This window comes from Paenibacillus sp. 05T425 (assembly GCF_056396205.1).
Window position 1 is genome coordinate 52298 of sequence record NZ_JBFTLA010000006.1, and the last position, 24982, is coordinate 77279.

Below are 24982 nucleotides of genomic sequence, written 5' to 3' on the forward strand. Positions count from 1 at the left end.
GTTCTCCCTTCAAAAAAAACCTGACCGCATGATACGATCAGGTTTTTCTATTGCTTATGTTATTCGGTTGCAGCTTTCTGCTTAGACAGCCACGTTGTTAATTGATCTATCTCTTCAGTAGAAAGCTTAGAGCCAAATTCAGGCATAGCTCCGTTATTTTTACCGTTCGTTACGATCTCAACAAGCTCTTCCTTCGTATGCCTGTCGCCTACGCCTACCAGGCTAGGTACAGATCCTTGGCCTTTCAGGTCAGCTGCATGACACGAAACACATTGCGCTTGCTTCGCGATATCCATTGCTGGATCATTCGCGTCAACCAATGCAGCTTCCACGGTTGGCTTCGTATAGTTCGGTCTTTCTTCGCCCTTCTCGGCAGCCTCGCGAGCTTTCTCCTCGCGCTCGATATGCTCTGGAACTTGTCCATTGATCTCGAGCTGGTGCTGATAGTGATCCCACGATATGACCGTCAAGTATACACAAGCAATCAACGTAAGACCCATAAGCGATGAAGCGATCGGACGGCGGTAGAAGCGGCGTTCCTTGCCTGTATCGAGGAAAGGAGCGAGCAGCAAAGCGCCGAACATAACGCCTGGAATACCCATCGTACCTAGAACGATGTAGTCCTGTGATACGTAAGGATACTTAAGGAATTGATACAGGAACAGGAAGTACCAGTCCGGCATCGGAATAAATGCAGCGTTCGTCGGATCCGCAGGATAACCTAGCGGAGCCGGCTCAGCAATTGTCCACACTAGAAAACCGACCAAGACTACGCAACCGACCATCCATTCTTTAAGCAGGAAGTTCGGAATAAAGGCTTCCGACTTGCCCGGGTAAGAGGTATAGTCCGGCGGTATGTTCGGATGGTTGCTTTTCTTAACACGAGAATCGCCTACGTAGACAACTTTCTCGTCTGACTTATGACCATGCGCCATAATAGAATCCTCCCTTCGCTTAAAGTGGTCCAGAAATACCTTGCTTCCGTATCATCAAGAAGTGAGCTGCCAACATGGCGATCAATGCGCCAGGCAAGAAGAACACGTGGATAGCGAAGAAGCGAGTCAACGTCTGAGCGCCTACGATGTCGCCGCCGTATAGGAACGATGCGATATACGGCCCGATATACGGAACGGATTCAGCGATCTGAACACCAACTTTTGTTGCGAAGTAAGCTTTGTTATCCCAAGGCAACAGGTAACCTGTGAAGCCGAGGCCCAACATAATGAAGAAAATAAGCATCCCGACTACCCAGTTCATTTCGCGCGGCGCTTTGTAAGAACCGGTAAAGAATACACGCAGGGTATGTAGGAACATCATTACGATAACTAAGCTTGCGCCGAAGTGATGCATGCCTCGAACGATTTGTCCGAATGCAACTTTGTGCTGCAAATAGTCAACGCTGGCATAAGCATTAATAATGTCCGGAACATAATACATGGTAAGGAACATGCCGGACAAAATTTGAATTACAGTGATGAAGAACGTCAAACCGCCAAAGCAGTATACGAAAGCGGAGAAATGATGAGCCGGGTTAACGTGCTCGGGCACCTCGTGGTCCGCAACGTCTCTCCAAAGCGGCGTAATGTCTAGACGTTCGTCAATCCAGTTGTATACACTTTTAAACATCTGAAATACGCCCTCCTTAACTCATCCGCGAGTTCGGCTTGACCGGACCGAGATAAACAAATCCGTCCTCAAGCTTCACTTCGTATTCATCCAACGGGTTCGGTGCTACGGCAAGGTTTTTGCCGTCCTTCGTATAACGCGCGTCATGACAAGGACAATCATACTCGTTTTTGCCTTTCGTGTTCCAGCCTATCGTGCAGCCCAAATGCTTACACACCGGCGAAAGTGCAAATACCGTACCGTTGTCATCCTTGGAAATCCATGCCGCGAGCTCAGGATCGCTCACGTACCATCCATCGATTTGATGGATTTTGAATTTGAATTCTTGCGGTTCATTTGTAATTTTGCTTTCTTCAACAACTTTGACAAAAGTGCCTTCGCCCTTCTTCTCAAGGAGCGGGTCCACTGCAAAACGGACCATTGGCAATACCGCGCCGCCCATCATAAATGCAGTCGTGCCGCCGAGCGTATATGACAAAAATTGACGCCGGGACATTTCTTTGCGCTGAACCGGTCGATGCGCGGTCTCGTGTTGTTCGTGGTTACTCATCTTCTGTTCTAACCCCCTTTGCCAACCATATCTCGCGTCTTGCCGCACGGCAAAACACATGACGAACTAGGACATAACTTATAATAGCCTAGGTGCTAGGGAGCGTCAAGAATATGGCTGGATATTTGCGCGTCTAACAAAATGCCGTTCATTAATTTGTTATCATTTTGTCACATTTGACCTTGTCTGCCATAAGTTTTCCCCAAAACCCGATTTTATTATACAAAATGCCAATCGTCGCATCATTCCGTCTGGGATTGCCATAATAACCGAATTTCGTTAGAAACCAACGCCTGTTCAGGAATATTCCCATCTTCATTCGGTCGTATCCATAGGTCGGCTTGCTCGCAGCTCAGTTCAAGCGCCGGATTGGCCGACACAAGGACGACATATTTGAAGCCTGAGCGCTTCAGACCCGCGCACATGGCGTTCACACTTTCAGAGAATGAACCGGATGAAGTCACATAATGGCAGGCCGGATAGGTCACTACACGTCCCTTGAACGGTATTTCAATTAAATCCATTATATCTCGCAATCTCTCCAGCCATTCGGTCGCCTCGTAAGGCTGCTCTGAACCGTCCATACCCGTTACAGGCAGCAAGCAGGTGTCCAAATACGGGCGCAGCTCTTCCCATTGCTCCTTCTCGATCTCGCTAAACTTCATAATCTCTCTCCCAGCCTTCGTTTTGTAAACATCATACCTGAGTTTAATTGATAATTTCTTAGATTTCAAAAAAAAGCTTCCGTTCCGCATAACTTCGGGCATCATATCCCGATATGCGGACTTGGAAGCTTCTTATTTTCACGATTCCAACGGAACTTCGACCACGCTCGCGCCGTTATCGTTTTAATGCATTCAATTGTTTAGCAAGACGGTAAAACGTATCCTCATCGCCAGCAGCCAGCGCCTTATCGATTGCCTCGTGAATTTGCTTCGTCTGAAACTTGAGCACAGCATCGTCCAGCACCAGTTCAGCTGCCAGGCCGAGCATGGCTTCATACGCTACCTTCATTTTGTCCATAGGATACACCTCCAAACCGGCGTTAAGAGATCCTATATTCTATACCTTTCGTCACATAGCTCTCCATCGTCCTTCTCATGCGCTGCAAATCGTCATCTGTTAGTTCTCTTACGACTTTGGCGGGTGATCCGAGTGATAGAGTATAGGGTGGTATTTTTTTGTTCTCTGTAACAATCGAACCGGCTCCTATTAAAGCATATTCACCGATGTCTGCGCCGTTAAGTACGATTGCCCCCATTCCAATTAAAGTGCCTTTGCCTATCGTACAGCCGTGGATGATTGCCCCGTGCCCGACTGACACCTCATCGTCCAGGATAAGCGGCTGATCCGTATTCACATGTCCGATTACGCCGTCTTGGATATTGCAGCTATGTCCAATGCGGATTGGAGCGAGATCGCCTCGCAACACAGCGTTGAACCATACGGTGCTCTGACGTCCTAAGCTTACGTCGCCGATCAGCTTAGCGCCTTCCGCAATATAGACTTGCTCCTCCAACGACGGCATTACCCCTTTGTAAGGCAATAGCATTATCCTTCATCTCCCATACATTCAAGTAGAGAGATACTACCAATTCACTAATTGAAAGTCAAATCATCCGCTGCGTTCAAAATATCGGCTCGGCTAGCGAAACGCCAGCCACAATCGCTCTTCCTGCCTTCGTCATGCGCACAACCGTTCCATGCTCCGGGTGCTCACCCAACCTGAGTAATCCGAGGTGAACCATCATCATCATAATACGCTGCTCGAGTATCATTTCCGCGCTGTCATAATAATACGGCTTAATAAACGGCAGCAGCACCTGACGGAGTGATTGTACCGTCACCCATTCCTCAGACAAAGCATTGATCCAGTGCACCAATGACAACAAATTCGGAATTGGACTCTTATACAGCTTCAACCAGTAACGGTACATCTCCTCGGCTTCGCCTGGCGGCTTTGCAACGATCCGTTCTTGCCCGATTGTCGTTACCGTTAAGACTGCCTGCTGCTCGCTTATGTATTTGGCGTGATAGCAATAGTCATATAGATAGGACATCCGGTTCGGGTAATAATTGAAATGTTTCCCGTAGCCGAACCGCCATTCGCCTTTCCCTGGAAGCTCCTCTCTAACGCCGAATCGATCCAGCAGCTGTACACTGAAGCGCTTGTACATCGAGCCGTCTGGCGTCAATTGGATTTCGTTATGGTAGGCATAATGGAGAAGCTGCCTGATATCATCCTGTATGAGCATCTGTTCGTCACGGTATACCGGCGGTTCATCGGTATACTGCAGCTCTGCGGCGAACTTCCGTTTTAATGTATCGCGAAATCGCGACTTCAAATCGTTCGGCACTTGGAACAAATAACGATTCGGACCGCTGAAGCCATTGAATAACCAGCCCTGATGCTTGAATTTTGCGATGATGTCCCGCGGACTTAATGGCTGCGGCTCCTGTTCGGCCTTTTTCCGGGTACGCTTCGATTTGGGCGGAGGTGCTGCCTCCTCGCGAATTTCGGTTTCGCCGAATCGCGCTTGCTGCACGCGTGCAATAAGATCCTCAAGACTGTAGGAGCTGCGCACTTCAAAGAGAAGCGAATTAAGAAATCGCAAATCCTCCATCTTCATCGTGCTGATCTGCGCTTCAAATACATCATTTCGACTTACCGTAGAGAGAATGGATTGAATCAACTCGTTTTTGGAATGACCGTTGCACTCGCAGCGGTATACGTCTGCAATTCTGCTGAGCTGCTGGATATCTGCGTATCCTAGCATATCCGATAAATTCATCGCTCTCTCCTTTCTGCCTGACGCGAACAACCTGCCTGTCTTTGCCGCGTCTTTTACGTAAGCTTACTGTGTGTGAATTAGCGTCATTTATAACCATTATGGGTCAATCTCGCACATTTAAAACATGATGAAAGCATCGTCTCCGCAAAAAAAGAAGCCACATCATCGATAGAGATGATGTGACTTCCTTCTATTTCAGGCTCGGCTCAAGATGCCTCGTACAATTATGAAGCAGCGGAGACCAAATACCATCCTTATATTCAAGTATCGAATACGATAAATTATTCAGCCGTTCGTCGCCAAGACCTTCGCAGAGCTTATGAAGCAGCATTGCAAGGAAACTGCCATGCGAGACGATCAGCACATTACGTTCATTATATTGTAAGCTTAGCTCCTTCAGTGCGCTAAGCCCTCTCTCCAGCATTTGGTCATCCGTTTCTATACCGCTTGCCACACGGTCCCACTCATCGCCCCAACGATCGATGCGTTCTTCCTTGGTCAGCCCTTCTGCTTCTCCAAAGCTGCGCTCGCGAAGTCTGCTGTCCCCAGCAATCAATGGAATCTCGAGCCTATTCGCAATAATGCCAGCTGAGGTATAAGCTCTCTGAAGGTCGCTGGAAACGACCATATCCCACTTCTTAGGCTCGGATAGGAGACGATCTGCCAAAGCTCCTGCTTGCCTAATGCCATTCTCGTTCAAGGGAATGTCTGTCTGGCCCTGTATTCTGCCAAGCGCGTTCCAATCGGTTTGACCATGACGTACAAATCCTATCAGCAAGAGATGTCGCCTCCCTATCCGCATTGTTGTTATGTTTTTATCAATTTCTCGTCCGAGACAGCCAATTCAGTATAAGCAGTGTCATGATTATGCCAAGCAAGGACAACGCAACATAATATTGCGGGAATGAAGGAACGATCTTAAGCACGAACGGATCGCTAATGCTTGCTACGGGCACTTCAGCGTAGAAGCCTGCATTAATCGTCATCGCATCGCCCGAAGCGTTAGCCGTCTCGATAAGACCCGATAAGTCCGCAATCTGTGCTTGCTGCGTAGCATTCTCTTGATCGAATACAAAAACAAAGAAAGCGCACGCGAACATGGCTAAGCATGCAGCAACAACAATCGCTATGTTCCTGCGGAATGAGCGTGAGAAATGATAACTTTTGTGGGCAACGGGCATCAGCCACGACTGCTCCGCATAGATTCGCTCCATTACTTCACGGTTGACATGCTCTGAAGGTCCAATGAAGTCTTCCTCTTCCGATAAAATGCGAATCAGCTCTTCGCTCTCTTCCCATAAACGAAACTGTTCCGCACATGATTCACATTCCATCAGATGGCTGTCTATGGCTCCGCGTTCAGCATCGTCTTCGGATAACTCCCAATATTGTCCGAAAGTGTTTTGGGCATCGATGCACTTCATCTTGTATTCATCCCTTCGAATTCCTCCAATATCGGCGATTGTCCGAAATAAGGCTCGAGCTGCGTCTTCACGCTGGATCTCGCACGGAACAGCAGCGACTTCACGGAGCTGACCGTCTGACCCAGTATACTCGCGATTTCCTGATAATCGAGCTGCTCATATTCGCGAAGAATGAGCGCAGAGCGCTGCTTCTCCGGCAAATTGTTAATAGCCTCCCGCACCATAGCCATCCGCTCATTGCGGAGCACATGCTGCTCTGGCGCAGCATCGAGCGCCGCGACAGGCTCAAAGCCCGACTCGTCGAGCGAGACGCTAGCCGCCTTCTGCTTACGAAGCTCGCTTAGAACCGTATTGCGAGCAATTGTATATAGCCATGTTGAAAAAGAAGCATCCATTTCCCGAAAGGAATGAAGGCTGCGATACGCTTTGTAAAAAGTTTCGGAGCATAAGTCCTCTGCCATCAGCTCGAGCTTGGCGCTCTTCAGCATATGGTAGATGAACGCTAATATTTTACGTTGATAGCGTCGCATCAGCTCGGAGTAGAGCTCGACGTTGCCATCCTTAATCTCACGTATTAGCTGGGAATCAGTCATGACAGGCGAACCTCCTCCACCTGCGGATTATTCCCGGACGATACATATATATTGTACCTGCCRGACAATGAAAAGTTGCGGTGTTATCACAATAAATTCGATGTAATACGAGTATTAGTACAATTCGAGTTCGAAAGCTAAAATCCTGCTTCTTTCGACAAAAGGATAAAATTCCATAAATTATCATCGACTCTTGGAATCTGGAATCAGGGCAAAAAAAAATAACCGCCTTAAAAAAGGCGGCCCGCACATTGTGCGAATGATTTGGATAGGAGTGGAGAGAAACCATACTGTACTTTTATTATATGTATACGCTTCCAGTTTGTCAATAAGCGCTTTCATTTTTATTCAAACTTTTTTGTAAGCGTTTTTTGGCTAATTGTTCAAGCGTAAACGGCTGTCGCTACGCACGAACCGTTAGCTGCGACTTTGCGCAGCTCGGTTCTGTGCCATCCTTGGCGGCATAAGCTTTCGTTTCGCGTTGAAATATAGGCAGAAGTATACGAGTGAAACTTATACTTTCCTATATTTTAAACAAAATAACGTGCACCTTAAAGGTGCACGTCGTAGCCGCTCGCGGTGAGCTGTTCGATCGCTTGATCTAAATTTTCTTGATTGCGGAACGACAGCCTTAGAATGCCCGGCACGTCTTCCCTGCTCTCAATAATATGCATGTTGCTTAGATTAATCCTCTTATTGCCTAGCTCGCTGGCAATCTTGCCGATTATGCCCGGCGTATCGGGCACGTCGACGTAACAATCGAATGTCGAATGAATGATCCCTTTGCGGCGCTCAGGCATTTTACTGCGGAAATCCCTTGCTGTGCGGAAAGCTTCTTCGATCGATTCGCCATCGGATCGTTCGATCATGTCGGCGAACTTGTTTGTCTCATTGCTCCAATCGCGCAGAAGCTGCAGCAGCACACTGCGGTTGTTCACCAATATATCGCGCCATACGACGGGATCGCTGGAAGCTATGCGCGTAATGTCGCGGAAGCCGCCCGCAGCAAGCGATTCATACAAGCCGTTGCTCTCATTGTAATTGCGAACTTGATTCACGAGCGCAACCGCGATCATATGCGGAAGATGGCTGATGGCGCCTACAATCTCGTCATGTTCCCGAGAATCGACGATAACCATATTCGCCTTCGTATGACTAAGCAGTTCCTTCAGCTTGTCCACTGCGACCGCAGGTGTATGCTGATCAGGCGTCAGCACGTAATAGGCGTTCTCTAACAAGTAGACGGAAGCCGCCTCAACCCCTGAACGCTCTGAGCCCGCCATTGGATGACCTCCGATAAATACCGCATCTCCTAAATCAAGCGTGCGCGCACATGCCGCAACCGACGCCTTTGTGCTCCCTACATCCGTAATAATACAGCCCGGCTTCAAGTTGAATGTGCTAAGCTCAATCAAGTATTCTTCCAGGTTGCCTACTGGGACGCACAAAATGATGAAGTCCGCTTGCTCAGCGGCTTCCCGCTTCGAGGTCGTTGCATAATCAACAACGCCGCGCTGCATATATTTCTCTACCGAGGATTGTCGGTTGGAATAACCGATGACGTGCATATCGGGTTTCCCTTTCAGACAGAGAGCGATAGACCCTCCGATCAATCCGACGCCAAAAATCGCAACCGTAGTCATAAAATTATTTTTGCACCGCCGATTCTTGCAATACCTGCTCCAATGCTGCAACAAACTTCTCGTTCTGCTCATGTGTCCCTACCGAAATACGGACGTAAGTCGGATAGTTAGCCCAGCGCGGTCTTGAGATGATCCCTTTGAAAAGCAGCGCATCGAACACTTCCTGCGACGGACGCTTCGCGTCGAACATCACGAAGTTGCCGTGTGCCGGGAAATAAGGTAATCCGAGACGCTCGAGCTCGCCTGTAATGTACGTTATGCCGCGGTTATTCTGCTCTCTGCAGTAAGCAACGTATTCCTGATCGTCAAGCGCCGCTCTAGCCGCTGCTTGAGCCATACGTGACGTGTTGAATGGCTCTCTTACTTGATTGATGAAGCCGACTATTTCCGGTTGGCCTACGCCGTAGCCGATACGCAGCGACGACAAGCCGTATATTTTCGAGAATGTACGCAGTACGATCAGATTCGGATAGTCATTCAGCAGCTTAATGCCGTCTGGGAAGTCCGGATTGTCGACAAACTCGCAATAAGCCTCATCAAGCACAACAAGCACATGGCTTGGCACCTGCTTCAAAAATGCTGTCAGCTCGTCTTTCGTTACGATCGTGCCGGTCGGGTTGTTAGGATTGCACACCCATAGCAGCTTCGTCCGGCTTGTTACCTTCGCGAGCATCGCATCGAGATCATGCTTGCCGTCCTTGAGCGGCACTTCTATGATATTCGCGTTCTCGATCTCGACATTATGTTTATATTGGGAAAAAGTTTCGTTAGCCATGATCGTCTCATCGCCCGGAGCGATGAATGCTCTCGCAAGCATAAGAATAATGTCGCTGGAGCCTGTTCCGAATATAATCTGATTCGGGTTGACGCCTAAGTGTTTGGCAAGCGCTTCTGTTAGCTCTACACTGGCGCCGTCGGGATAAATACTCACTTGATCAAGCTCAGCGATAGCGGCTGCTTTCGCTTTCGGAGAAGCACCAAACGGATTTTCATTCGAAGCGAGCTTAATAACCTCTTGTAGACCAAGCTCTCTCTTCACGTCTTCGATCGGCTTGCCCGGTTGATAAACGGGAAGATGAAGAATATTGCTTTTTGGCTGCATGCGCCGTTCACCTCTTTAGATATGGACTATAGTCTATGTGCTGTCATCCATTGTCTCATAATTTGAGCAGCTTTTAAAGCATTTTTACTGACAAACATTTTAGCGTCGACGCTTTAAAGCGGCACAAGGTATAGCAGTGAAACGATATACTTTCCTATATTTCAAAGAAGAGGCTGCCCTTAAGTCGCCTTAAGTGACAGCCACTCTTAATGAGGGATATTCAACAATCGCTTATTAAGCCTTGAGACTTGCTACGAAATCGCCGATGGAACGCAATCCTTCTGCTTTCTTGTCGGCATCCTTCAGAAGCGGTAACGCATTTTCGATCGTGCGAACAATGGCGCTGCCGACGATTACGCCGTCAACCTGCTTCTCGAAGCGCTCTACCTGATCGCGGCTGGAAATGCCGAAGCCTACGGCAATCGGTAAATCCGTTGCCTCGCGTACAGTAGAGAGGAAATCATCGATGCCGCTATGGAAGTCAGCTCTGACGCCAGTTACGCCAAGCGAGGAGACGCAATAAACGAAGCCTCTCGCTTTACGGGAGATGCGTACGACTCGATCTTTGGATGTAAGCKCGACAAGCGGTATAAGATGAACGTTAGCCGCTTCCGCAAGCGCGCGCACCTCTTCGTCCTCTTCAATCGGCAGATCAGGAATAATAAGACCGCTGATGCCTTTGCTCTGAACAAGCTCGAAGAAACGATCGAGTCCATATTGCAGCACCGGATTGAAGTAGGTGAACAAGATGAAAGGCAGCTTCACTCCCGCTTCCCTCGCTTGCTCGGCAATGTTAATGCAATCCACCAGCGTAATTCGGTTCTGAAGCGCTCGCTCGGAGGCGCGTTGAATGACAGGTCCATCTGCGAGCGGATCGGAGTAAGGAACGCCGAGCTCCACCATATCCGCTCCCGCATCTTCTAATGTCTTCAATATCTCTACCGAGGTTTCCAAATTGGGATCGCCCATCGTAAGGAATGGAATCAGCGCGGTACGGCCTTCGCTTCTCAGCTTCGCAAATACGTTATCAATGAGATTCATTCGGCGTGCCTCCCAAGTAACCCATAATCGCTTCTACGTCCTTATCTCCACGGCCGGATAAGCTAACGACAATCACTTTATCTTTGCCTAGCGTCGGTGCAAGCTTCATTGTCTGTGCAATGGCATGCGATGATTCTAGAGCTGGAATAATACCTTCTGTTCTTGACAGCAATTGAAGCGCCTCTAACGCCTCAGCGTCAGTTATCGGTACATACTCCGCACGTCCGGAATCTTTTAAGTAAGCGTGCTCAGGACCGATACCCGGGTAATCAAGTCCTGCAGAGATGGAATGCGCCGGCTGTACTTGACCGTGCTCGTCCTGCAGCACATAGCTGAGCGAGCCTTGGAATACGCCATGACGGCCTTTCGTCATCGTAGCCGCATGTTCTTCTGTCTCAACGCCGCGTCCTGCCGCCTCAACGCCAAGCAGCTTCACGCCGTCATCGCCTACGAACGGATAGAAGATACCCATCGCATTACTGCCGCCGCCTACTGCCGCAACGACATAATCAGGTAAACGGCCTTCTTCTTTAAGAATTTGCTCACGTGCTTCGTCGCCGATAATCCGTTGGAAGTCGCGTACCATCATCGGGTAGGGATGAGGTCCGGTAACCGATCCGAGAATATAATACGTATCGTCTACATGGCTTACCCAATAGCGCAGCGTTTCGTTGCATGCGTCCTTAAGCGTACGAGTGCCGGAGAGAACAGGCACAACCTCGGAGCCTAGCAGCTGCATACGGAATACGTTAAGCTGTTGGCGCTTCATATCCTCTTCGCCCATGAATACTTTGCATTCCAGCCCGAGTAAGGCAGCTACGGTTGCAGAAGCGACACCATGCTGTCCCGCACCAGTCTCAGCAATAATCTTCGACTTGCCCATCCGCTTGGCTAGCAAGCCTTGTCCGATCGTGTTATTGATTTTATGAGCGCCCGTATGGTTAAGATCTTCGCGCTTCAAATAAATTTTCGCGCCGCCGAGATGCTCGCTTAGCCGTTCCGCATAATACAACGAAGTCGGTCTGCCTGAATACTTGTGCAGCAGGTAACGAACTTCTTCTTGGAATTGCGCATCCTTCGAATAGTGCATGTAAGCTTCCTCTAGCTCCAACAGCGCATTCATGAGCGTCTCTGGAACGTAGCGGCCGCCGAACTTGCCATATCGGCCGTTCTCGTCTGGTACTTGAATCATGACTCCATCACCCTTCTTACGAATAATCGAATTTTCTCAATATCCTTCTGTCCTTCTGTCTCGACACCGCTTGACACATCTATTCCATCAGGAGCGTACTCATTCAACAGCTCCTGTACATTATCCGCATGAAGCCCACCGGCAATATAAAGCGGCAACTCTATTGATCGTGCGGCCGCAAGGTATTCCTTGATCGTCAGCCAATCGAAGGTATGTCCGGTTCCGCCCCCGGCGGAATCAATAAGTATAGCATCAACAGACCCATTGTAAGGCGTTATGCGCTCAATAGCCGTTTGCGATAACTCAGATATATTATCCGTTGACGAAGGCTTCATACCGAGCGCTTTCCATACTTGTACGCGAAAGCGCTCCTTAATCACGCGGCATAAATCAGCGGATTCGTCGCCGTGAAGCTGCACGATATCAAGCCGGGCAATCGAGAGTACGTTATCGAGCTCCTCAAGCGTTGGGTTAACGAACACGCCGGCTGATTTCGGCCGCTCGCCGCCTCTAGCCGTTAACCGGTTCGTCGATTCGATCAGCGCTGCCGCCGACTCCGGCGTCACCTGCCGCTTACTCTTCGCGAACACGAATCCGATCTCGTTAATAGGCAAGCCGTCCATCGCTTCAATCGTTGCGATATCCTTAAGTCCGCATATCTTGATATGCGGCAACTTTTTGCCGGTCATCGCACCGTCACCGCACCCATAAGATCGTGAACAGAGCCAGCGACATCATCGTGGCGCATGAAATGCTCGCCAATCAATACGCCATGCGCGCCGATGGACTGCAAGTAATCCATATCCGCCCTGCCGGCTATGCCGCTTTCGCTTATGACCGTAACATCCTTCGGCATCATGCCGATAAGCGCCTCCGTCGTACGAAGATCAGTAACGAATGATTTTAAATCACGATTATTAATGCCGATCAGCTTCGCTTTATCCAGCTCCAGCACAAGCTCCAGCTCTTCGCGGTTATGAACCTCTACCAATACATCTAGACCTATCGATTTTGCGATATCGTGCAGCTCGCCCAACGATTCCTTCGTTAGAATCGCTGCGATCAGCAAGATGGCATCCGCTCCAATAACGCGAGCTTCATATACTTGGCGATAATCGATAGTAAAGTCTTTGCGCAGCAAAGGCAGTCCGACAACCGAGCGGATCGCGCTCAAATATTCATTGGCGCCTTGAAAATAATCCCGATCGGTCAGTACCGATATGCAGTCAGCGCCTGTGGTTTCATAAGCCAAAGCCAGCTCAGTCGGATTAAAGTCTGAACGGATAAGTCCTTTCGAAGGCGATGCCTTCTTCACTTCGGCAATCAATCCCATTGAACGATTGCGCACGCCAGCGCTCAATGCGCGCTCGAATCCTTTGCAGCTTGGCAGCTCCTCAATCCGCTTCTCATATTCGGACAATGAGAACGCAGCGCCTAGCGCTTCAACCTCTACCTTTTTCGTAGCAACTATTTTATCAAGAAACATGAGCCAGCTCTCCTGTCGTTTGAATTAGCTGTTCGAGCTTACGCTCAGCTTTGCCTGAATCGATCACTTCGGCTGCGATGGACGCGCCTTCGCGCAACGACTCTGCAAGTCCGCCTACGTAGATGCACGCTCCTGCGTTCGCGAGTACGATATCGCGGTAGGCGCCGCGTTCATCACCATTGAATATGGAACGGATTATACCTGCATTGACAGCAGGCTCCCCGCCCAGCACATTCTCGATCGCCCACCGTTTAAGCCCGATTTCCTCCGGAGTTAGATCATAGGTGCGGACGCTGCCATCCTTCAATTCGGATATTTGCGTCGGTGAGGAAATACTGATTTCGTCCAGTCCATCATGACTGCTGACGACTAGCGCACGCTTAAGACCAAGATCCTTCATCACTTCAGCTACCGTCGATGTGCGCGAACGGTCGTATAGACCGAGCAGTTGACGATCTGCGCCTGCCGGATTCGTTAACGGACCCAACATATTGAAGATCGTCCGAATACCAAGCTCTCGGCGAGGGGCAGCGGCATGACGAAGCGATGGATGATAGTGCTGCGCGAACATGAAGCAGATTCCGATCTTCTCCAAGCAGGCTGCTGCCTGTTCTGGCGAAATCCCTATTTGAACGCCCAGCGCTTCCAACACATCAGCGCTTCCGGTCTTGCCGGACATCGCACGGTTGCCGTGTTTGGCAACGCGAATGCCGGACGCCGCCGCAATAATGGATGATGCCGTAGAAATATTGAATTTATGGATGCCTGAGCCGCCAGTACCGCATGTGTCGAGCAAGCCGTCCTGATCCGTCTGAACATGGCTCGAATGGGAACGCATAACCTCGGCGAATCCCGTAATTTCGTCCTTCGTTTCCCCCTTGATGCGCATTGCCGTTACGACGCCTGCGATCTGGGCAGCGGTGGCTTCCCCGTTCATAATGATGCTCATGACCGACCTTGCTTGCTCGCGAGTGAGGTCCGTCCCCTCAATCAATGATCGCAGCGCGTGCTGCATCGAGTACATTTCCGTTTGCTGCGTCATTACCGAGTCAACCCCTCTCTTGTTTCCACATCGTAATCCGTATTCACCGACTGATATAAACCCGCGTTGCCGCTTGGCTTCGCGAAGATCGCTTCCGCTGCGCGTATCGCCTTCAGCATCGCTTTCGCTTTATTAACGGTCTCCATATATTCGCTCTCTGGAACCGAATCCCATACGATTCCCGCTCCGGCTTGAACGTACGCTTTGCCGTGCTTGAATATAATGGTCCGAATCGTAATACACGTATCCATTGTTCCACCGAAGCCCAAGTAACCGATCGCTCCCGCATATGCTCCCCGCGCTTCGTTCTCCAGCTCTGCAATAATTTCCATTGCTCTTAGCTTTGGCGCGCCCGACACCGTGCCTGCCGGCAAGCAAGAAAGAAAAGCGTCGAAGAAATCTTTATCCTTATGGAGCTTGCCGGATACGTTCGATACGATGTGCATGACATGCGAGTACCGCTCGATTTCCATAAACGAATCGCATTTGACCGTGCCGAACTCCGATACGCGTCCAATATCGTTCCGTCCAAGATCGACAAGCATAAGATGCTCGGCCCGTTCCTTCTCATCGGCTAGAAGCTCCCGCTCGTACGCCAAATCCTCTTCCGGCGTTTTGCCTCGCGGCCTTGTTCCGGCAATCGGCCTTGTCTCCAGCTTATCGCCGCTCACCTTCACCAACGCTTCTGGCGATGTGCCGACAATGACTTCCTCGCCCATCTTCAAGTAATACATGTAAGGCGATGGATTCATCGTCCGCAGGACGCGATACACGTGAAGCGGATCGATGTCCGTCTCAATGCTGAACCGCTGCGAAAGCACCACTTGGAATATGTCGCCCGCTCGAATATATTCTTTGGCCTTCTCGATATTGGCGATGAATTGCTCCTTCGTCACATTCGACTGAATATCGCCCAGCTCATGATCCGTGGAGATCGCCTGGCCCGTCGTAACCGGTGTAGCGGCAGGCTTCTTCAACCGCTCAATTGTCGCTTCAATCTTGGCAACAGCAGCCGCATAAGCTATCGCAATATCATCATCCGTAGCGCCTTCTTTGACGTGAACATTGCCTATCACTTGAAGCTGCTGCTTGAAGTGGTCGAAAGCAATAATTTGATCGCAGAACATGAATTGCATATCGTTCATTTGCAGATCATCTATCCGATGAGCTGGCAGCTTCTCGTAATACTGCAACAGATCATAGCCGAAAAATCCGATGGCTCCTCCCGTGAATGGAGGCAGATCCGCAATTGCCGGACTGCGGAAGGAGCGAAGCCGCGCTTTGAGCAGCTCGATCGGCTTGTCGCGGAGCGTTTGCTTCTCTCCGTTATGCTCGAGCACCATCTCCCCGTTTTTACCGTAAAGCATCATGAACGGATCGGTGCCGATAAACGAATGGCGCGCCCATTTCACGCCGCCTTCTACACTTTCCAGCAGAAACGAGTATTCTTCCTTCGCGAAATGCTGGAATAGTCTGATTGGCGTTTCCGTATCGGCCATCATATAGCGCACGATCGGAATCAGATTGAATTGGCTGGCGAGACGGGTCACTTGCTGCAGCTCGGTTGACATTGGAACGACCTCCATTGGGGATGAAATAGTTAATAAAAATAAAAAAGCTCCTGCCGCAGCAGGAGCGTTGAATGTAGATGATAGCGAAAGTGTGCAGTAATAAAGAAGCTACTCATTGTATAGGAAAATACAGCTCCGCCATGACGCTAAAGCCACTTGATCTGAACGAATCAGAACTGAGCTATGCGTATGCAAAACGATCGTAATTCCCTATGTCCCCTCGGGACGCTCTTCTCTAACCTGCTCTTAACTGGGCTCGACTCATCTAGGCTCAACTGTAAAACCTGCTCTGACTATTCTCACTTACGATCTTCAATATACAACAACTTACGACTTCCCGTCAACCGATGAATATGCCGTACATTAAAGTTTATTAGACGCTTCAGCAGCTCTTCTTTACGACTGCGATAGGTCAGGACGAAGCACGCTGGCTCCGCCTAAATAGACATGCTTAATGTCTGCTAGGCCTTTGTCCGTATTAATAAGGAGCATGAAGCGTATGCACTTCTCTAGACTTCCCTTTACCGGAACCTCAAGCGCGCACATCAGCGGCACAAGCTCCCACCCGCTCGTTTCGCGAATCGCTTTGGCAGGGAACGCTTCATCCAAATCATTCGTTACCGTTATGAAAATACTGCAAACATCGTCCGGAACGATACCATTCTCGGTTATCATAGTGTGAAGCAGCTCTAATGTTGCATCCAGCACCTGTTGTTTGTCGTTAATCTCGACCGTTATCGCACCTCGAATACCTCTTACGCTCATTGCAGCTCTGCCTCCTGTTTCAGTTGTTCAACGATCTCACGCACCCATGATACGGGAACGTCCTTCACGATATCGACTTTGCCAATGGCTGTCGGTACGACGAATACCATCGTACCTTCCTTGAACTTCTTGTCATGCATCATCGCATCCATAATCGCGTCAACGTCATAATGCTCCGGAAGTCGAACCGGCAGGCCGCAGGCGGACAACACACGCTTCGTCGTCGTGTACACTTCTTCGTCGGCACCATATTTCAGCCCAAGCTTGGCCGATCCGATCATGCCGATCGAGATCGCTTCGCCATGAAGCAGCTCTCCGTATCCTGCAACGGCTTCCAACGCGTGGCCGATCGTATGGCCAAGATTCAATATCGCCCGCAGATCGTTCTCGCGTTCATCCTGCGAGACGACCGCCGCTTTCACGCTGCTGCCTTTGTACAGCGCATAGCCAAGCGTATCGGGATCTAGGGCCAGCAGCTTCACTGCATTCGCCTCGCACCATTCCACGAAGCCGGCATCCCAGATGAATCCATGCTTAACGACTTCAGACAAGCCGGCGCTTACTTCTCTTGGAGGAAGCGTCTGCAGCGTTTGCAGATCGTAAAGGACAAGCTCCGGTTGATGGAAAGCTCCGATAATGTTTTTGGCAAGCGGATGATTAACCGCAACTTTGCCGCCTACGCTGCTGTCGTGTGCTAGAATCGTCGTTGGCACTTGTACAAACTTAACGCCTCGCATATATGATGCTGCTACGAAGCCAGCTAGATCGCCGACAACGCCGCCGCCGAGCGCTACGATCGCTGAATTGCGATCAAGACCCGCTTCAAGCGCTTTCCCGACCAGCATGCCGAGCATAGCCAGCGACTTAGAGCTCTCGCCTGCCTCAACGACCGCACTGACAACGCTGAATCCCCCATCTTTCAAGGATTGCTCTAGAGCCGCAAGATGACGACTAGCGACATGCTCGTCGGTGATGATCATAAGCGGTGATTTCTTGCTGATCCCATGCTTGATGAAATAGGAGGAAGCTTCGCCAATCAGACCTTCTCCTATATAGATCGGATAAGAGCGTTCACCTAATTCAACTGTAAGTTCTCTCATATTAGTAACGCTCCAATTGCGCTTGATAGCTGTTAACGTTGGCGCGAATCTCTTCAATGGAATCGCCGCCGAATTTCTCTAGGAACGCCTTCGCGACTTCCCATGCGACGACATGCTCCATAACGACACTCGCCGCAGGCACGGCACAGCTGTCCGAACGCTCCACTTGCGCAGTGAACGGCTCTTTCGTATCAATGTCTACGCTTCGAAGCGGCTTGTATAAAGTAGGGATCGGCTTCATGACGCCGCGAACAACGATCTGTTCGCCATTGGTCATGCCGCCTTCGAATCCGCCCAGGCGGTTAGTTGCGCGATGATAGCCGCGCTCCTCGTTGTACATGATTTCATCATGTACCTGCGAGCCGCGAAGCTTAGCCGCTTCAAAGCCGATGCCAATCTCGCAGCCTTTGAATGCGTTGATCGATACGACTGCTTGCGCAATGCGACCGTCAAGCTTGCGGTCGTATTGCACATGGCTGCCAAGGCCGATAGGTACGCCTTCGATAATGCACTCGACGATACCGCCAATGGAATCGCCTTCCGCTTTTATCTGATCGATATAAGCAGTCATCTTCTCTTCCGTTTCCTTATCCACAACGCGTACGGACGATTCTTCCGTCAATCGGATCAGCTCGTCGACCGAGAGATCGTTAGCTGGCGCTTCAATCTCGCCGATGCGAATGACTTGTCCGGCAACCTTAATGCCGAATTCAGCCAACAGCTGACGAGCAACAGCGCCCACGGCAACCCGGGCCGCCGTCTCGCGAGCGCTTGAACGTTCCAGCACGTTGCGCAAATCCTTCAAGTTGTATTTCAATCCGCCGTTCAGGTCGGCATGACCTGGCCGCGGTCTATGTACACGGCGCTTCTCTTCATCGCTGCCTTCAATCGGCTCGATATTCATCACGCTCGTCCAGTGCTTCCAGTCGTTGTTCTCAACGACGAGCGCTACCGGCGCGCCAGTTGTCTTGCCGTGGCGTACGCCGCCCACAATGTTCGCAGTGTCCTTCTCGATCTGCATGCGGCGACCGCGCCCATGACCTTTCTGGCGGCGATGGAGTTGAAAGTTAAGTTCCTCAAAGTCGATTTTTAAATTGCTTGGAAGTCCTTCAATAATTGCGGTTAATTGCGGACCGTGGGTTTCTCCCGCTGTCAAATAACGTAAACTCAAGACCAAGCTCCTCCTTCAAAGCAAGCATTTTTGCACTTGCTCGTCTATAACTCTATCTCGCATGAGCCTCAACATCTTTGCTCATTATAGTACAGCCCATAAGGTTTGACAAGAAATCGACAGGCCTCAAAGGCAATATTTCAACAAAGATTTAAAGCGTCAACGCAGTATCGGACAAAAGCAACCGAAATAAAGAAAAATGGACACAAAAAAACTGGCAACATGCTTGTCTATCAAGCGTGTTGCCAGTTTTCTCTTCACTGCTGCTAAACGATCATGAGTTGATATTCATCTAATCATCTGCTTCGACCGCTGTAGCACAGCCTCAGGCATAAGCCGCGGGTCATCAACAAGCCGGACCATTTGGCCGCTGTCAACGCCGATGATTTGCGCGCACTCTTGAATCGATATCAAGCCTCGCCGATAAGCAGCGATTACTTTGCGCTTGTCCACTCTTCTCATCAACCTCCAAATCGCTCCGATTATGATTAGTATTGGAGAAGATGGAAAACGGTATACATGATCTCTAAAGTTAAACGCGCCGGTAGAAGAATGTATCCGCCGTTTCGAAGCCGTATTGCGCCGGGGAGAAGATTTGCTCCGTGCTGCCGACGAACAGCAGACCACCCGGTTTCAGTGCTTTTGCAAATTTATGATACAATAAGTGCTTGGCTTCCTCGGTAAAATAAATCATAACATTGCGGCATACAATGAGGTCGAACGAGCTGTCAAACGTATCATGCAGCAAATTTTGCTGCTTGAACTGAATGAATTGCTTAAGTTGATCCGAGATGAGATATGCTCCGTCCTGCTGCTTGAAGTATTTTTGCCTGCAAGCCGGCGGCACATCGCGCAGCGAACGCTCCAGGTAGCTGCCCTCCATCGCCTTCTTTAGAACATTGCTGTCCAGATCGGTAGCCAGCAGGCTTGTCTTGCCGATTGCCCCCAGCTCTGAGAGCATCATGGCTAGCGTGTAAGGCTCTTCACCCGTCGAGCATGCGGCACTCCATACCTTCAGCCTTGCATTGTTCTTAAGCATTTCAGGGAAAAATCGATTCTGGAGCACATCCCAGCGCGAAGGGTTGCGCCAAAACTCGGAGACGTTGATCGTCATCCGATCCAGAAACTCATTGAGCATGCTGCGATTCTGCTCGATTGCTTTCCAGTAGTCCTCGAAGGTCGCATATCMGTGCTTCATTCGCAGCGTCGTTAACCTGCGCTTCATTTGAGCTTCCTTGTATTGCGATAGATCAATATCGGTCTTTTGCTTAATCCGGGTAACAAACAACGTGAAATCTTGGTCGTCTGACATAAGTCCCTCCGGTGCAAGCGGCAACTAGGCTATTATCTACACCCACCGCTGAATGGTATGCTCGTAATCGACTAACTCATCTGGCTTAAAGAAGATTCCCATTTCACGTATGGCATTCTCGGCAGAGTCCGAGCCGTGAATGAGATTGAAGTTCGTATGTACGGCAAAATCGGAACGTATCGTTCCTGGCGCTGCGTCAAGCGCATCGGTCTTGCCAATAAGCGCGCGCGATAACGCGATGACATTATCACCTTGCCATACCATGGCGAATACAGGACCCGATGTTATGAATTCAAGCAGCGGCTCATAGAACACTTTGCCTTTGTGCTCGGCATAGTGAATCTCCGCCAGCTCGCGAGGGATAATCATAAATTTGGCTGCAGCTAGCTGTAGTCCTTTTCTCTCGAGTCTCGATACGATTTCACCGATCAAACCGCGTTGAACGCCATCTGGCTTAATCATCAGAAATGTTTTTTCCATGGCTAGTCAGTCCTTTCAGCACCGCTTTGGTTTAATAATTACGTTTGCCTACGAAATGAGCAATGTCGGCTAAGTTTTTCTTCGCCGCAATATTCGGCAATCCTTCTAAAGCAGCCAACGCTTTATTTATATATCGGCTCGCAAGCTGATCTGCTTGAGCGACACCGTCGCTATTGCGAATCATTTCAATTGCGCGGCTCGTATCCGATACGCTGCCGCTCTCTCGGATAAGTACAAGCTCGCGAMTCAGCGCTTCTTGAATCCGCTTTTCATTCAAAGCTAGTATAACCGGCAGCGTAATATTTCCTTGCCTCATATCCGAGCCCGGCGGCTTGCCGATCTGCTTCTCCGTACCAAGAAGATCAAGAAGATCATCCCTAATTTGGTAAGCCATACCTACATTATACCCAAATCTGTACAATTTGTTCGCCGTTTCACGATCGGCCTTGGAGGCTACAGCGCCGAGTTGGCAGCTGATCGCGATCAACAGCGCTGTTTTTCTCCGTATACGCAGGAAATAGTCGCGAACCGACTGCTCCATGTTGAAGAAGTCGCGTATTTGCTCCATCTCGCCTACACACATCTGCACCATCGCTTTGGACAAGATTTGGTGGATGACCGGATTTGTCAGCTTAGTCGCAAGCGTCAGTGCTTTGCCATATATATAATCGCCGGTATACATCGCAATTCGGTTATCCCATTGGGATTTAACCGTTAGTCGACCTCGCCTGGTCTCCGCATCGTCGATAACATCGTCATGCACGAGGGAGGCCATATGAATGAGCTCCAACGGAACGGCGATATTCTTCATTACTTCCAAGCTGTAATTGCCGAACTTACCTGAAAGCAGTACGAAAATGGGGCGAATGCGCTTGCCGCCTGCCTTGAGCAGATGTACCGAAGCTTCGCTAAGCAGCGCATGGTCCGTCGTTACGGTGCGCTCCAGTTCTTGTTCGATTTGATTCAAATCGCCTTTCATCTTTGCATACAAGTCTAGTAGTTTCATTCTTTCACCTATTGGGCAGATTGGTCTTCAAAAAAAGTAAACTCGACGTCCCTCGCCAGCAGTCCAAGTTGCTTCGCATAGCGGAAATACAGGGCTAAACCTTCTTGCAGCTTGCTGCCAAAATCATATTGCAGAGAATGAAAATACATATCCCAATAAGCGGCGTCTCCGCCGAGCTGCTTGCAGGCTTGCCGAATTAACGGTTCTAGATGATTTTGGTTATGCTGCTTACACTTAAGAATAGCATCATATGCTGCTTGTACAGCTTCAGGGTTCGAGTGGATAACTTCCTTGCGCGCAGCGACGACCGCATACGTCATACCAAGTCCTGTCCACTCATTCCATAGACGGCCAAGATCAATCACATGCAGCCCTTGTTCGTTCCACGAAGCATGGATCGCAGGATCGCCGATCAATAACGCCGCATCAGCATCCCGAAGCATCTCCTCAAGTCTTGGCTCGGCCGTTACATACGAAGGCGAGCATTCGTAATACATTTCCATTAAAATTTTCAATAAATTAACGGACGTTGCCGATGTTGACGTGACGGCAATCGTAGACGGCCGCTTCAATTCGAGCGGCTCTTTAAGGAACAACAGGATCGAATGGACAGGTCCAGTCGATCCAACGGATAATTGCGGAAGCAGCATATAGCTCTCCGAATGCAAGCCATAGGAATAAGAGGATATGGCCGATATATCTAGCTCGCCCGCCTGCAGCAATCGATTCAGCTCTGCAGGATAGCGGGAAATGCTCTCATAATTCACATGGCCTGCGAACGACTCCAATTGATGAAAGAGCGGCCATGCATTCGCATAATCAATTGTGCCGATGGTAATTGGGCGATTATAGCCCATTGTACTCATCTCCCCATCTTCGATACAAATCATGATCAATATCTGCCTGATCGAGCACCTTTCCTACGAGGAAATCAATCATTTGCTCCATCGATTGCGGTTTATAGTAAAAAGCCGGCATAGCAGGTACGATACGCACCCCTAATTTGGCCAGTGTAAGCATATTTTCCAAATGAATCGCGTGGAGCGGCGTTTCTCTTGGCACAATCAGCAGTTTGCGGCCTTCCTTCAGCATAACATCAGCCGCTCTCGTCATCAAATCATCGGATATGCCGTGAGCGATCGAAGCAAGCGTCCCCATCGAGCAGGGCATGATCATCATGCCCTCTACTCGGAACGAGCCGCTTGCGATGCTGGCGCCAATGTCTGCATTCGGATGAAAAACAAGCCTTCCATCCGTCAGACTGGCTCCGAAGCAAGCTTCCAAAGCCGCTTGCCTGCGCGTCGTTTCCCAACCGAGCTCTTCCTTCAATACGCGCCAGCCCGCTTCCGTAATGACAAGATGCACGTCAAAGCCGCTGACGATCAGCTCTTGAATGAGCCGAATGCCATAAATCGAGCCGCTTGCACCCGTAATGCCGACAATCCATCTGCGCCTGCGGGGAGACGATTTATGACTTGAAGGCGTATCTAGCGCTACCATTGCTTAAGCACCAACAAATCGAAGATCGTGAAAGCAAATAATACGACGCTAAGCGTACCGTTCATACCGAAGAAAGCAGTCTGCACGCGTGACAGATCATTAGGCCGCACGAGCCAATGCTGGTAGAACAGCAGCGAGATAGACACAATCGTTCCAACCAAGTACGCCCAGCTTAATTCCGTCATCATGAATAGCATAATAAAGCCGATCGCGGTCACCATATGCAAAATACGGGCAAACCATAACGCGCCGGCAAGACCGAATCGCGCCGGTATGGAATGCAGGCCTGCTCCACGGTCATAATCGAAATCTTGTGTAGCGTACACAATATCGAACCCTGCAATCCACAGGGCGACAGTCGCATACAGCAGCCATGCCGCCGGATCGAAGTGCCCCGTTACGGCTACCCATGCGCCAAGCGGCGACAAACCGATTGTGAAACCAAGCACAAGGTGGCACAGCCAAGTAAATCGTTTCGTATACGAATACAAAACGAGCAGTGCAACCGCAATAGGCATAAGCTTCAGCGCAATCGGCTGCAAGTTAGCCGCAGCGATGAACATGAGTACGAGTGAAACAACAATAAAAATAATGACTTCTGCCGATTTCAATAATCCGGCTGGCAGCGCCCGTTTCTCGGTTCGCGGGTTGCGAAGATCGATCGCCTTGTCAATGACGCGGTTAAGCCCCATAGCGGCGCTTCGCGCGCCGAACATCGCAAGCGTAATCCAACCGATCTCTTCCCATGAAGGAAGACGCTGTTCCATTGCAACAGCGCCCAAGATTGCTCCCATAAAGGCGAACGGCAAAGCAAATATCGTATGCTCAAACTTAATCATTTCAAGAATAATGCCTATTTTGCGAATCATTGACGCTTCTTCTCCTTTGTCCCCATATGCAACGCTGCAACTCCGCCGGTCAGCGGATACGCGTTCACGCTTTGCAAGCCCGCCTTCTCGAACAGCTTAACGAGCTGCTTCGCATCTGGAAACACTTTAAGCKATTCCGGAAGCCACTTGTATTCATCGAATCGTTTCGCCACCAGCTTGCCCATTAACGGCAAAATTTGACCGAAGTACAAGTTGTACATCGCTTTGAACGGCTGCCAAGTCGGCTTGGAAACTTCCAAGCATACGACCATGCCTCCTGGCTTCACAACGCGTTCCATTTCCTTCAGCACTTGCAGGAAATCGGGACAATTGCGAAGTCCGAAGCCGATTGTTGCATAATCGAATTGATTGTCCTCGAACGGCAAGCTCATCGCATTGCCTTGTACCAGCTTAATCTGTTTGCTAAGTCCTTGCTTGTCCACTTTCGCAGCGCCTACATCGAGCATGTTTTGGCTGAAATCAAGACCAATAATTTCACCCGATACGCTTGCCTCAGCCAGCGCTATCGTCCAATCGCAGGTGCCGCAGCATAGATCGATTGCAGTCTGCCCCGGTTGCATGTTCATCTTCTTCATCGTAAACTTCCGCCAAGCCTTATGCCTGCGGAAGCTAATCAAGTCATTCATCATATCGTACTTCGGCGCAACACGCTCGAATACGCCATGAACATGACTCTTAGAGTTCGCATCCATTTTG

Annotated in this window: 29 protein-coding genes; all 29 read right to left on the minus strand. The window is 49.8% G+C overall.

Features of this window, described 5'->3' with window-relative positions; genetic code table 11:
• Positions 1 to 59: 59 nt before the first annotated feature.
• Positions 60 to 935 carry a c-type cytochrome gene (locus AC1DF0_RS14135; protein ID WP_477574429.1) on the minus strand — a complete coding sequence of 292 codons (876 nt, stop codon included), beginning with the start codon at positions 933 to 935 and terminating at the stop codon, positions 60 to 62.
• 19 nt (positions 936 to 954) lie between these two features.
• Positions 955 to 1626, minus strand: coding sequence for a menaquinol-cytochrome c reductase cytochrome b subunit (qcrB, locus tag AC1DF0_RS14140; protein ID WP_307201559.1), 672 nt, complete (start codon positions 1624 to 1626; stop codon positions 955 to 957).
• A gap of 16 nt (positions 1627 to 1642) precedes the next feature.
• Positions 1643 to 2176 (minus strand): Rieske (2Fe-2S) protein, encoded by a 534-nt coding sequence (locus AC1DF0_RS14145; protein WP_337103449.1) that lies wholly within the window; start codon positions 2174 to 2176, stop codon positions 1643 to 1645.
• 242 nt (positions 2177 to 2418) lie between these two features.
• Positions 2419 to 2841, minus strand: a complete 423-nt coding sequence (locus AC1DF0_RS14150) for a DUF2487 family protein (RefSeq protein ID WP_442053210.1) — start codon at positions 2839 to 2841, stop codon at positions 2419 to 2421.
• Positions 2842 to 3016: 175 nt separating this feature from the next.
• Complete coding sequence (locus AC1DF0_RS14155; RefSeq protein WP_307467129.1) at positions 3017 to 3199, minus strand: IDEAL domain-containing protein; 183 nt, start codon at positions 3197 to 3199, stop codon at positions 3017 to 3019.
• A 22-nt stretch (positions 3200 to 3221) separates the two neighbouring features.
• Entirely contained in the window at positions 3222 to 3728 is a 507-nt protein-coding gene (locus AC1DF0_RS14160; RefSeq protein WP_442053209.1) for a gamma carbonic anhydrase family protein, read from the minus strand.
• A 76-nt stretch (positions 3729 to 3804) separates the two neighbouring features.
• Entirely contained in the window at positions 3805 to 4968 is a 1164-nt protein-coding gene (locus tag AC1DF0_RS14165; protein ID WP_442053208.1) for a hypothetical protein, read from the minus strand.
• Positions 4969 to 5158: 190 nt separating this feature from the next.
• Entirely contained in the window at positions 5159 to 5746 is a 588-nt protein-coding gene (locus AC1DF0_RS14170; protein WP_442053207.1) for a histidine phosphatase family protein, read from the minus strand.
• Positions 5747 to 5786: 40 nt separating this feature from the next.
• A complete protein-coding gene (locus AC1DF0_RS14175) occupies positions 5787 to 6392 on the minus strand; it encodes an anti-sigma factor (protein WP_442053206.1) in 606 nt (201 codons plus the stop codon).
• Positions 6389 to 6985, minus strand: a complete 597-nt coding sequence (locus AC1DF0_RS14180; protein ID WP_337103455.1) for an RNA polymerase sigma factor — start codon at positions 6983 to 6985, stop codon at positions 6389 to 6391. The genes AC1DF0_RS14175 and AC1DF0_RS14180 overlap by 4 nt, the downstream gene beginning before the upstream one ends.
• Positions 6986 to 7536: 551 nt before the next feature.
• Positions 7537 to 8628, minus strand: a complete 1092-nt coding sequence (locus AC1DF0_RS14185) for a prephenate dehydrogenase (RefSeq protein WP_442053558.1) — start codon at positions 8626 to 8628, stop codon at positions 7537 to 7539.
• A gap of 4 nt (positions 8629 to 8632) precedes the next feature.
• On the minus strand, positions 8633 to 9730 hold the full coding sequence (gene hisC / locus AC1DF0_RS14190) for a histidinol-phosphate transaminase (RefSeq protein WP_477574430.1): 1098 nt from the start codon (positions 9728 to 9730) through the stop codon (positions 8633 to 8635).
• A gap of 234 nt (positions 9731 to 9964) precedes the next feature.
• Complete coding sequence (gene trpA, locus AC1DF0_RS14195) at positions 9965 to 10771, minus strand: tryptophan synthase subunit alpha (RefSeq protein ID WP_477574431.1); 807 nt, start codon at positions 10769 to 10771, stop codon at positions 9965 to 9967.
• The gene (gene trpB / locus AC1DF0_RS14200; RefSeq protein WP_477574432.1) at positions 10758 to 11963 is read right to left on the minus strand and encodes a tryptophan synthase subunit beta; all 1206 of its coding nucleotides are present in this window, start codon (positions 11961 to 11963) and stop codon (positions 10758 to 10760) included. Before trpB ends, trpA begins: the two co-directional genes overlap by 14 nt.
• On the minus strand, positions 11960 to 12652 hold the full coding sequence (locus AC1DF0_RS14205; protein WP_477574433.1) for a phosphoribosylanthranilate isomerase: 693 nt from the start codon (positions 12650 to 12652) through the stop codon (positions 11960 to 11962). Before AC1DF0_RS14205 ends, trpB begins: the two co-directional genes overlap by 4 nt.
• Positions 12649 to 13449 carry an indole-3-glycerol phosphate synthase TrpC gene (trpC, locus tag AC1DF0_RS14210; protein ID WP_442050384.1) on the minus strand — a complete coding sequence of 267 codons (801 nt, stop codon included), beginning with the start codon at positions 13447 to 13449 and terminating at the stop codon, positions 12649 to 12651. The genes AC1DF0_RS14205 and trpC overlap by 4 nt, the downstream gene beginning before the upstream one ends.
• Positions 13439 to 14491, minus strand: coding sequence for an anthranilate phosphoribosyltransferase (trpD, locus tag AC1DF0_RS14215; protein WP_442050385.1), 1053 nt, complete (start codon positions 14489 to 14491; stop codon positions 13439 to 13441). The genes trpC and trpD overlap by 11 nt, the downstream gene beginning before the upstream one ends.
• A complete protein-coding gene (trpE, locus tag AC1DF0_RS14220; RefSeq protein WP_477574434.1) occupies positions 14491 to 16062 on the minus strand; it encodes an anthranilate synthase component I in 1572 nt (523 codons plus the stop codon). Before trpE ends, trpD begins: the two co-directional genes overlap by 1 nt.
• 396 nt (positions 16063 to 16458) lie before the next feature.
• A complete protein-coding gene (aroH, locus tag AC1DF0_RS14225) occupies positions 16459 to 16827 on the minus strand; it encodes a chorismate mutase (RefSeq protein ID WP_442050387.1) in 369 nt (122 codons plus the stop codon).
• On the minus strand, positions 16824 to 17927 hold the full coding sequence (gene aroB, locus AC1DF0_RS14230; RefSeq protein WP_477574435.1) for a 3-dehydroquinate synthase: 1104 nt from the start codon (positions 17925 to 17927) through the stop codon (positions 16824 to 16826). The genes aroH and aroB overlap by 4 nt, the downstream gene beginning before the upstream one ends.
• Before the next feature lies 1 nt (position 17928).
• The gene (gene aroC / locus AC1DF0_RS14235; RefSeq protein WP_442050389.1) at positions 17929 to 19098 is read right to left on the minus strand and encodes a chorismate synthase; all 1170 of its coding nucleotides are present in this window, start codon (positions 19096 to 19098) and stop codon (positions 17929 to 17931) included.
• A 288-nt stretch (positions 19099 to 19386) separates the two neighbouring features.
• A complete protein-coding gene (locus AC1DF0_RS14240) occupies positions 19387 to 19563 on the minus strand; it encodes a hypothetical protein (protein WP_442050465.1) in 177 nt (58 codons plus the stop codon).
• Positions 19564 to 19630: 67 nt separating this feature from the next.
• Positions 19631 to 20410, minus strand: coding sequence for a CheR family methyltransferase (locus tag AC1DF0_RS14245; RefSeq protein WP_477574436.1), 780 nt, complete (start codon positions 20408 to 20410; stop codon positions 19631 to 19633).
• Between the two features lie 36 nt (positions 20411 to 20446).
• Positions 20447 to 20890: a nucleoside-diphosphate kinase gene (gene ndk, locus AC1DF0_RS14250; protein WP_442050391.1), complete on the minus strand. Its 444-nt coding sequence runs from the start codon at positions 20888 to 20890 to the stop codon at positions 20447 to 20449.
• Between the two features lie 31 nt (positions 20891 to 20921).
• Complete coding sequence (gene hepT, locus AC1DF0_RS14255; RefSeq protein ID WP_477574437.1) at positions 20922 to 21896, minus strand: heptaprenyl diphosphate synthase component II; 975 nt, start codon at positions 21894 to 21896, stop codon at positions 20922 to 20924.
• A gap of 8 nt (positions 21897 to 21904) precedes the next feature.
• Complete coding sequence (locus AC1DF0_RS14260) at positions 21905 to 22753, minus strand: menaquinone biosynthesis protein (RefSeq protein ID WP_442050393.1); 849 nt, start codon at positions 22751 to 22753, stop codon at positions 21905 to 21907.
• The gene (locus AC1DF0_RS14265; protein ID WP_442050394.1) at positions 22743 to 23396 is read right to left on the minus strand and encodes a UbiX family flavin prenyltransferase; all 654 of its coding nucleotides are present in this window, start codon (positions 23394 to 23396) and stop codon (positions 22743 to 22745) included. Before AC1DF0_RS14265 ends, AC1DF0_RS14260 begins: the two co-directional genes overlap by 11 nt.
• Complete coding sequence (locus AC1DF0_RS14270; protein WP_442050395.1) at positions 23390 to 24265, minus strand: UbiA-like polyprenyltransferase; 876 nt, start codon at positions 24263 to 24265, stop codon at positions 23390 to 23392. The genes AC1DF0_RS14265 and AC1DF0_RS14270 overlap by 7 nt, the downstream gene beginning before the upstream one ends.
• Positions 24262 to 24978, minus strand: a complete 717-nt coding sequence (locus AC1DF0_RS14275) for a demethylmenaquinone methyltransferase (RefSeq protein WP_477574438.1) — start codon at positions 24976 to 24978, stop codon at positions 24262 to 24264. The genes AC1DF0_RS14270 and AC1DF0_RS14275 overlap by 4 nt, the downstream gene beginning before the upstream one ends.
• Positions 24979 to 24982 lie beyond the last annotated feature (4 nt).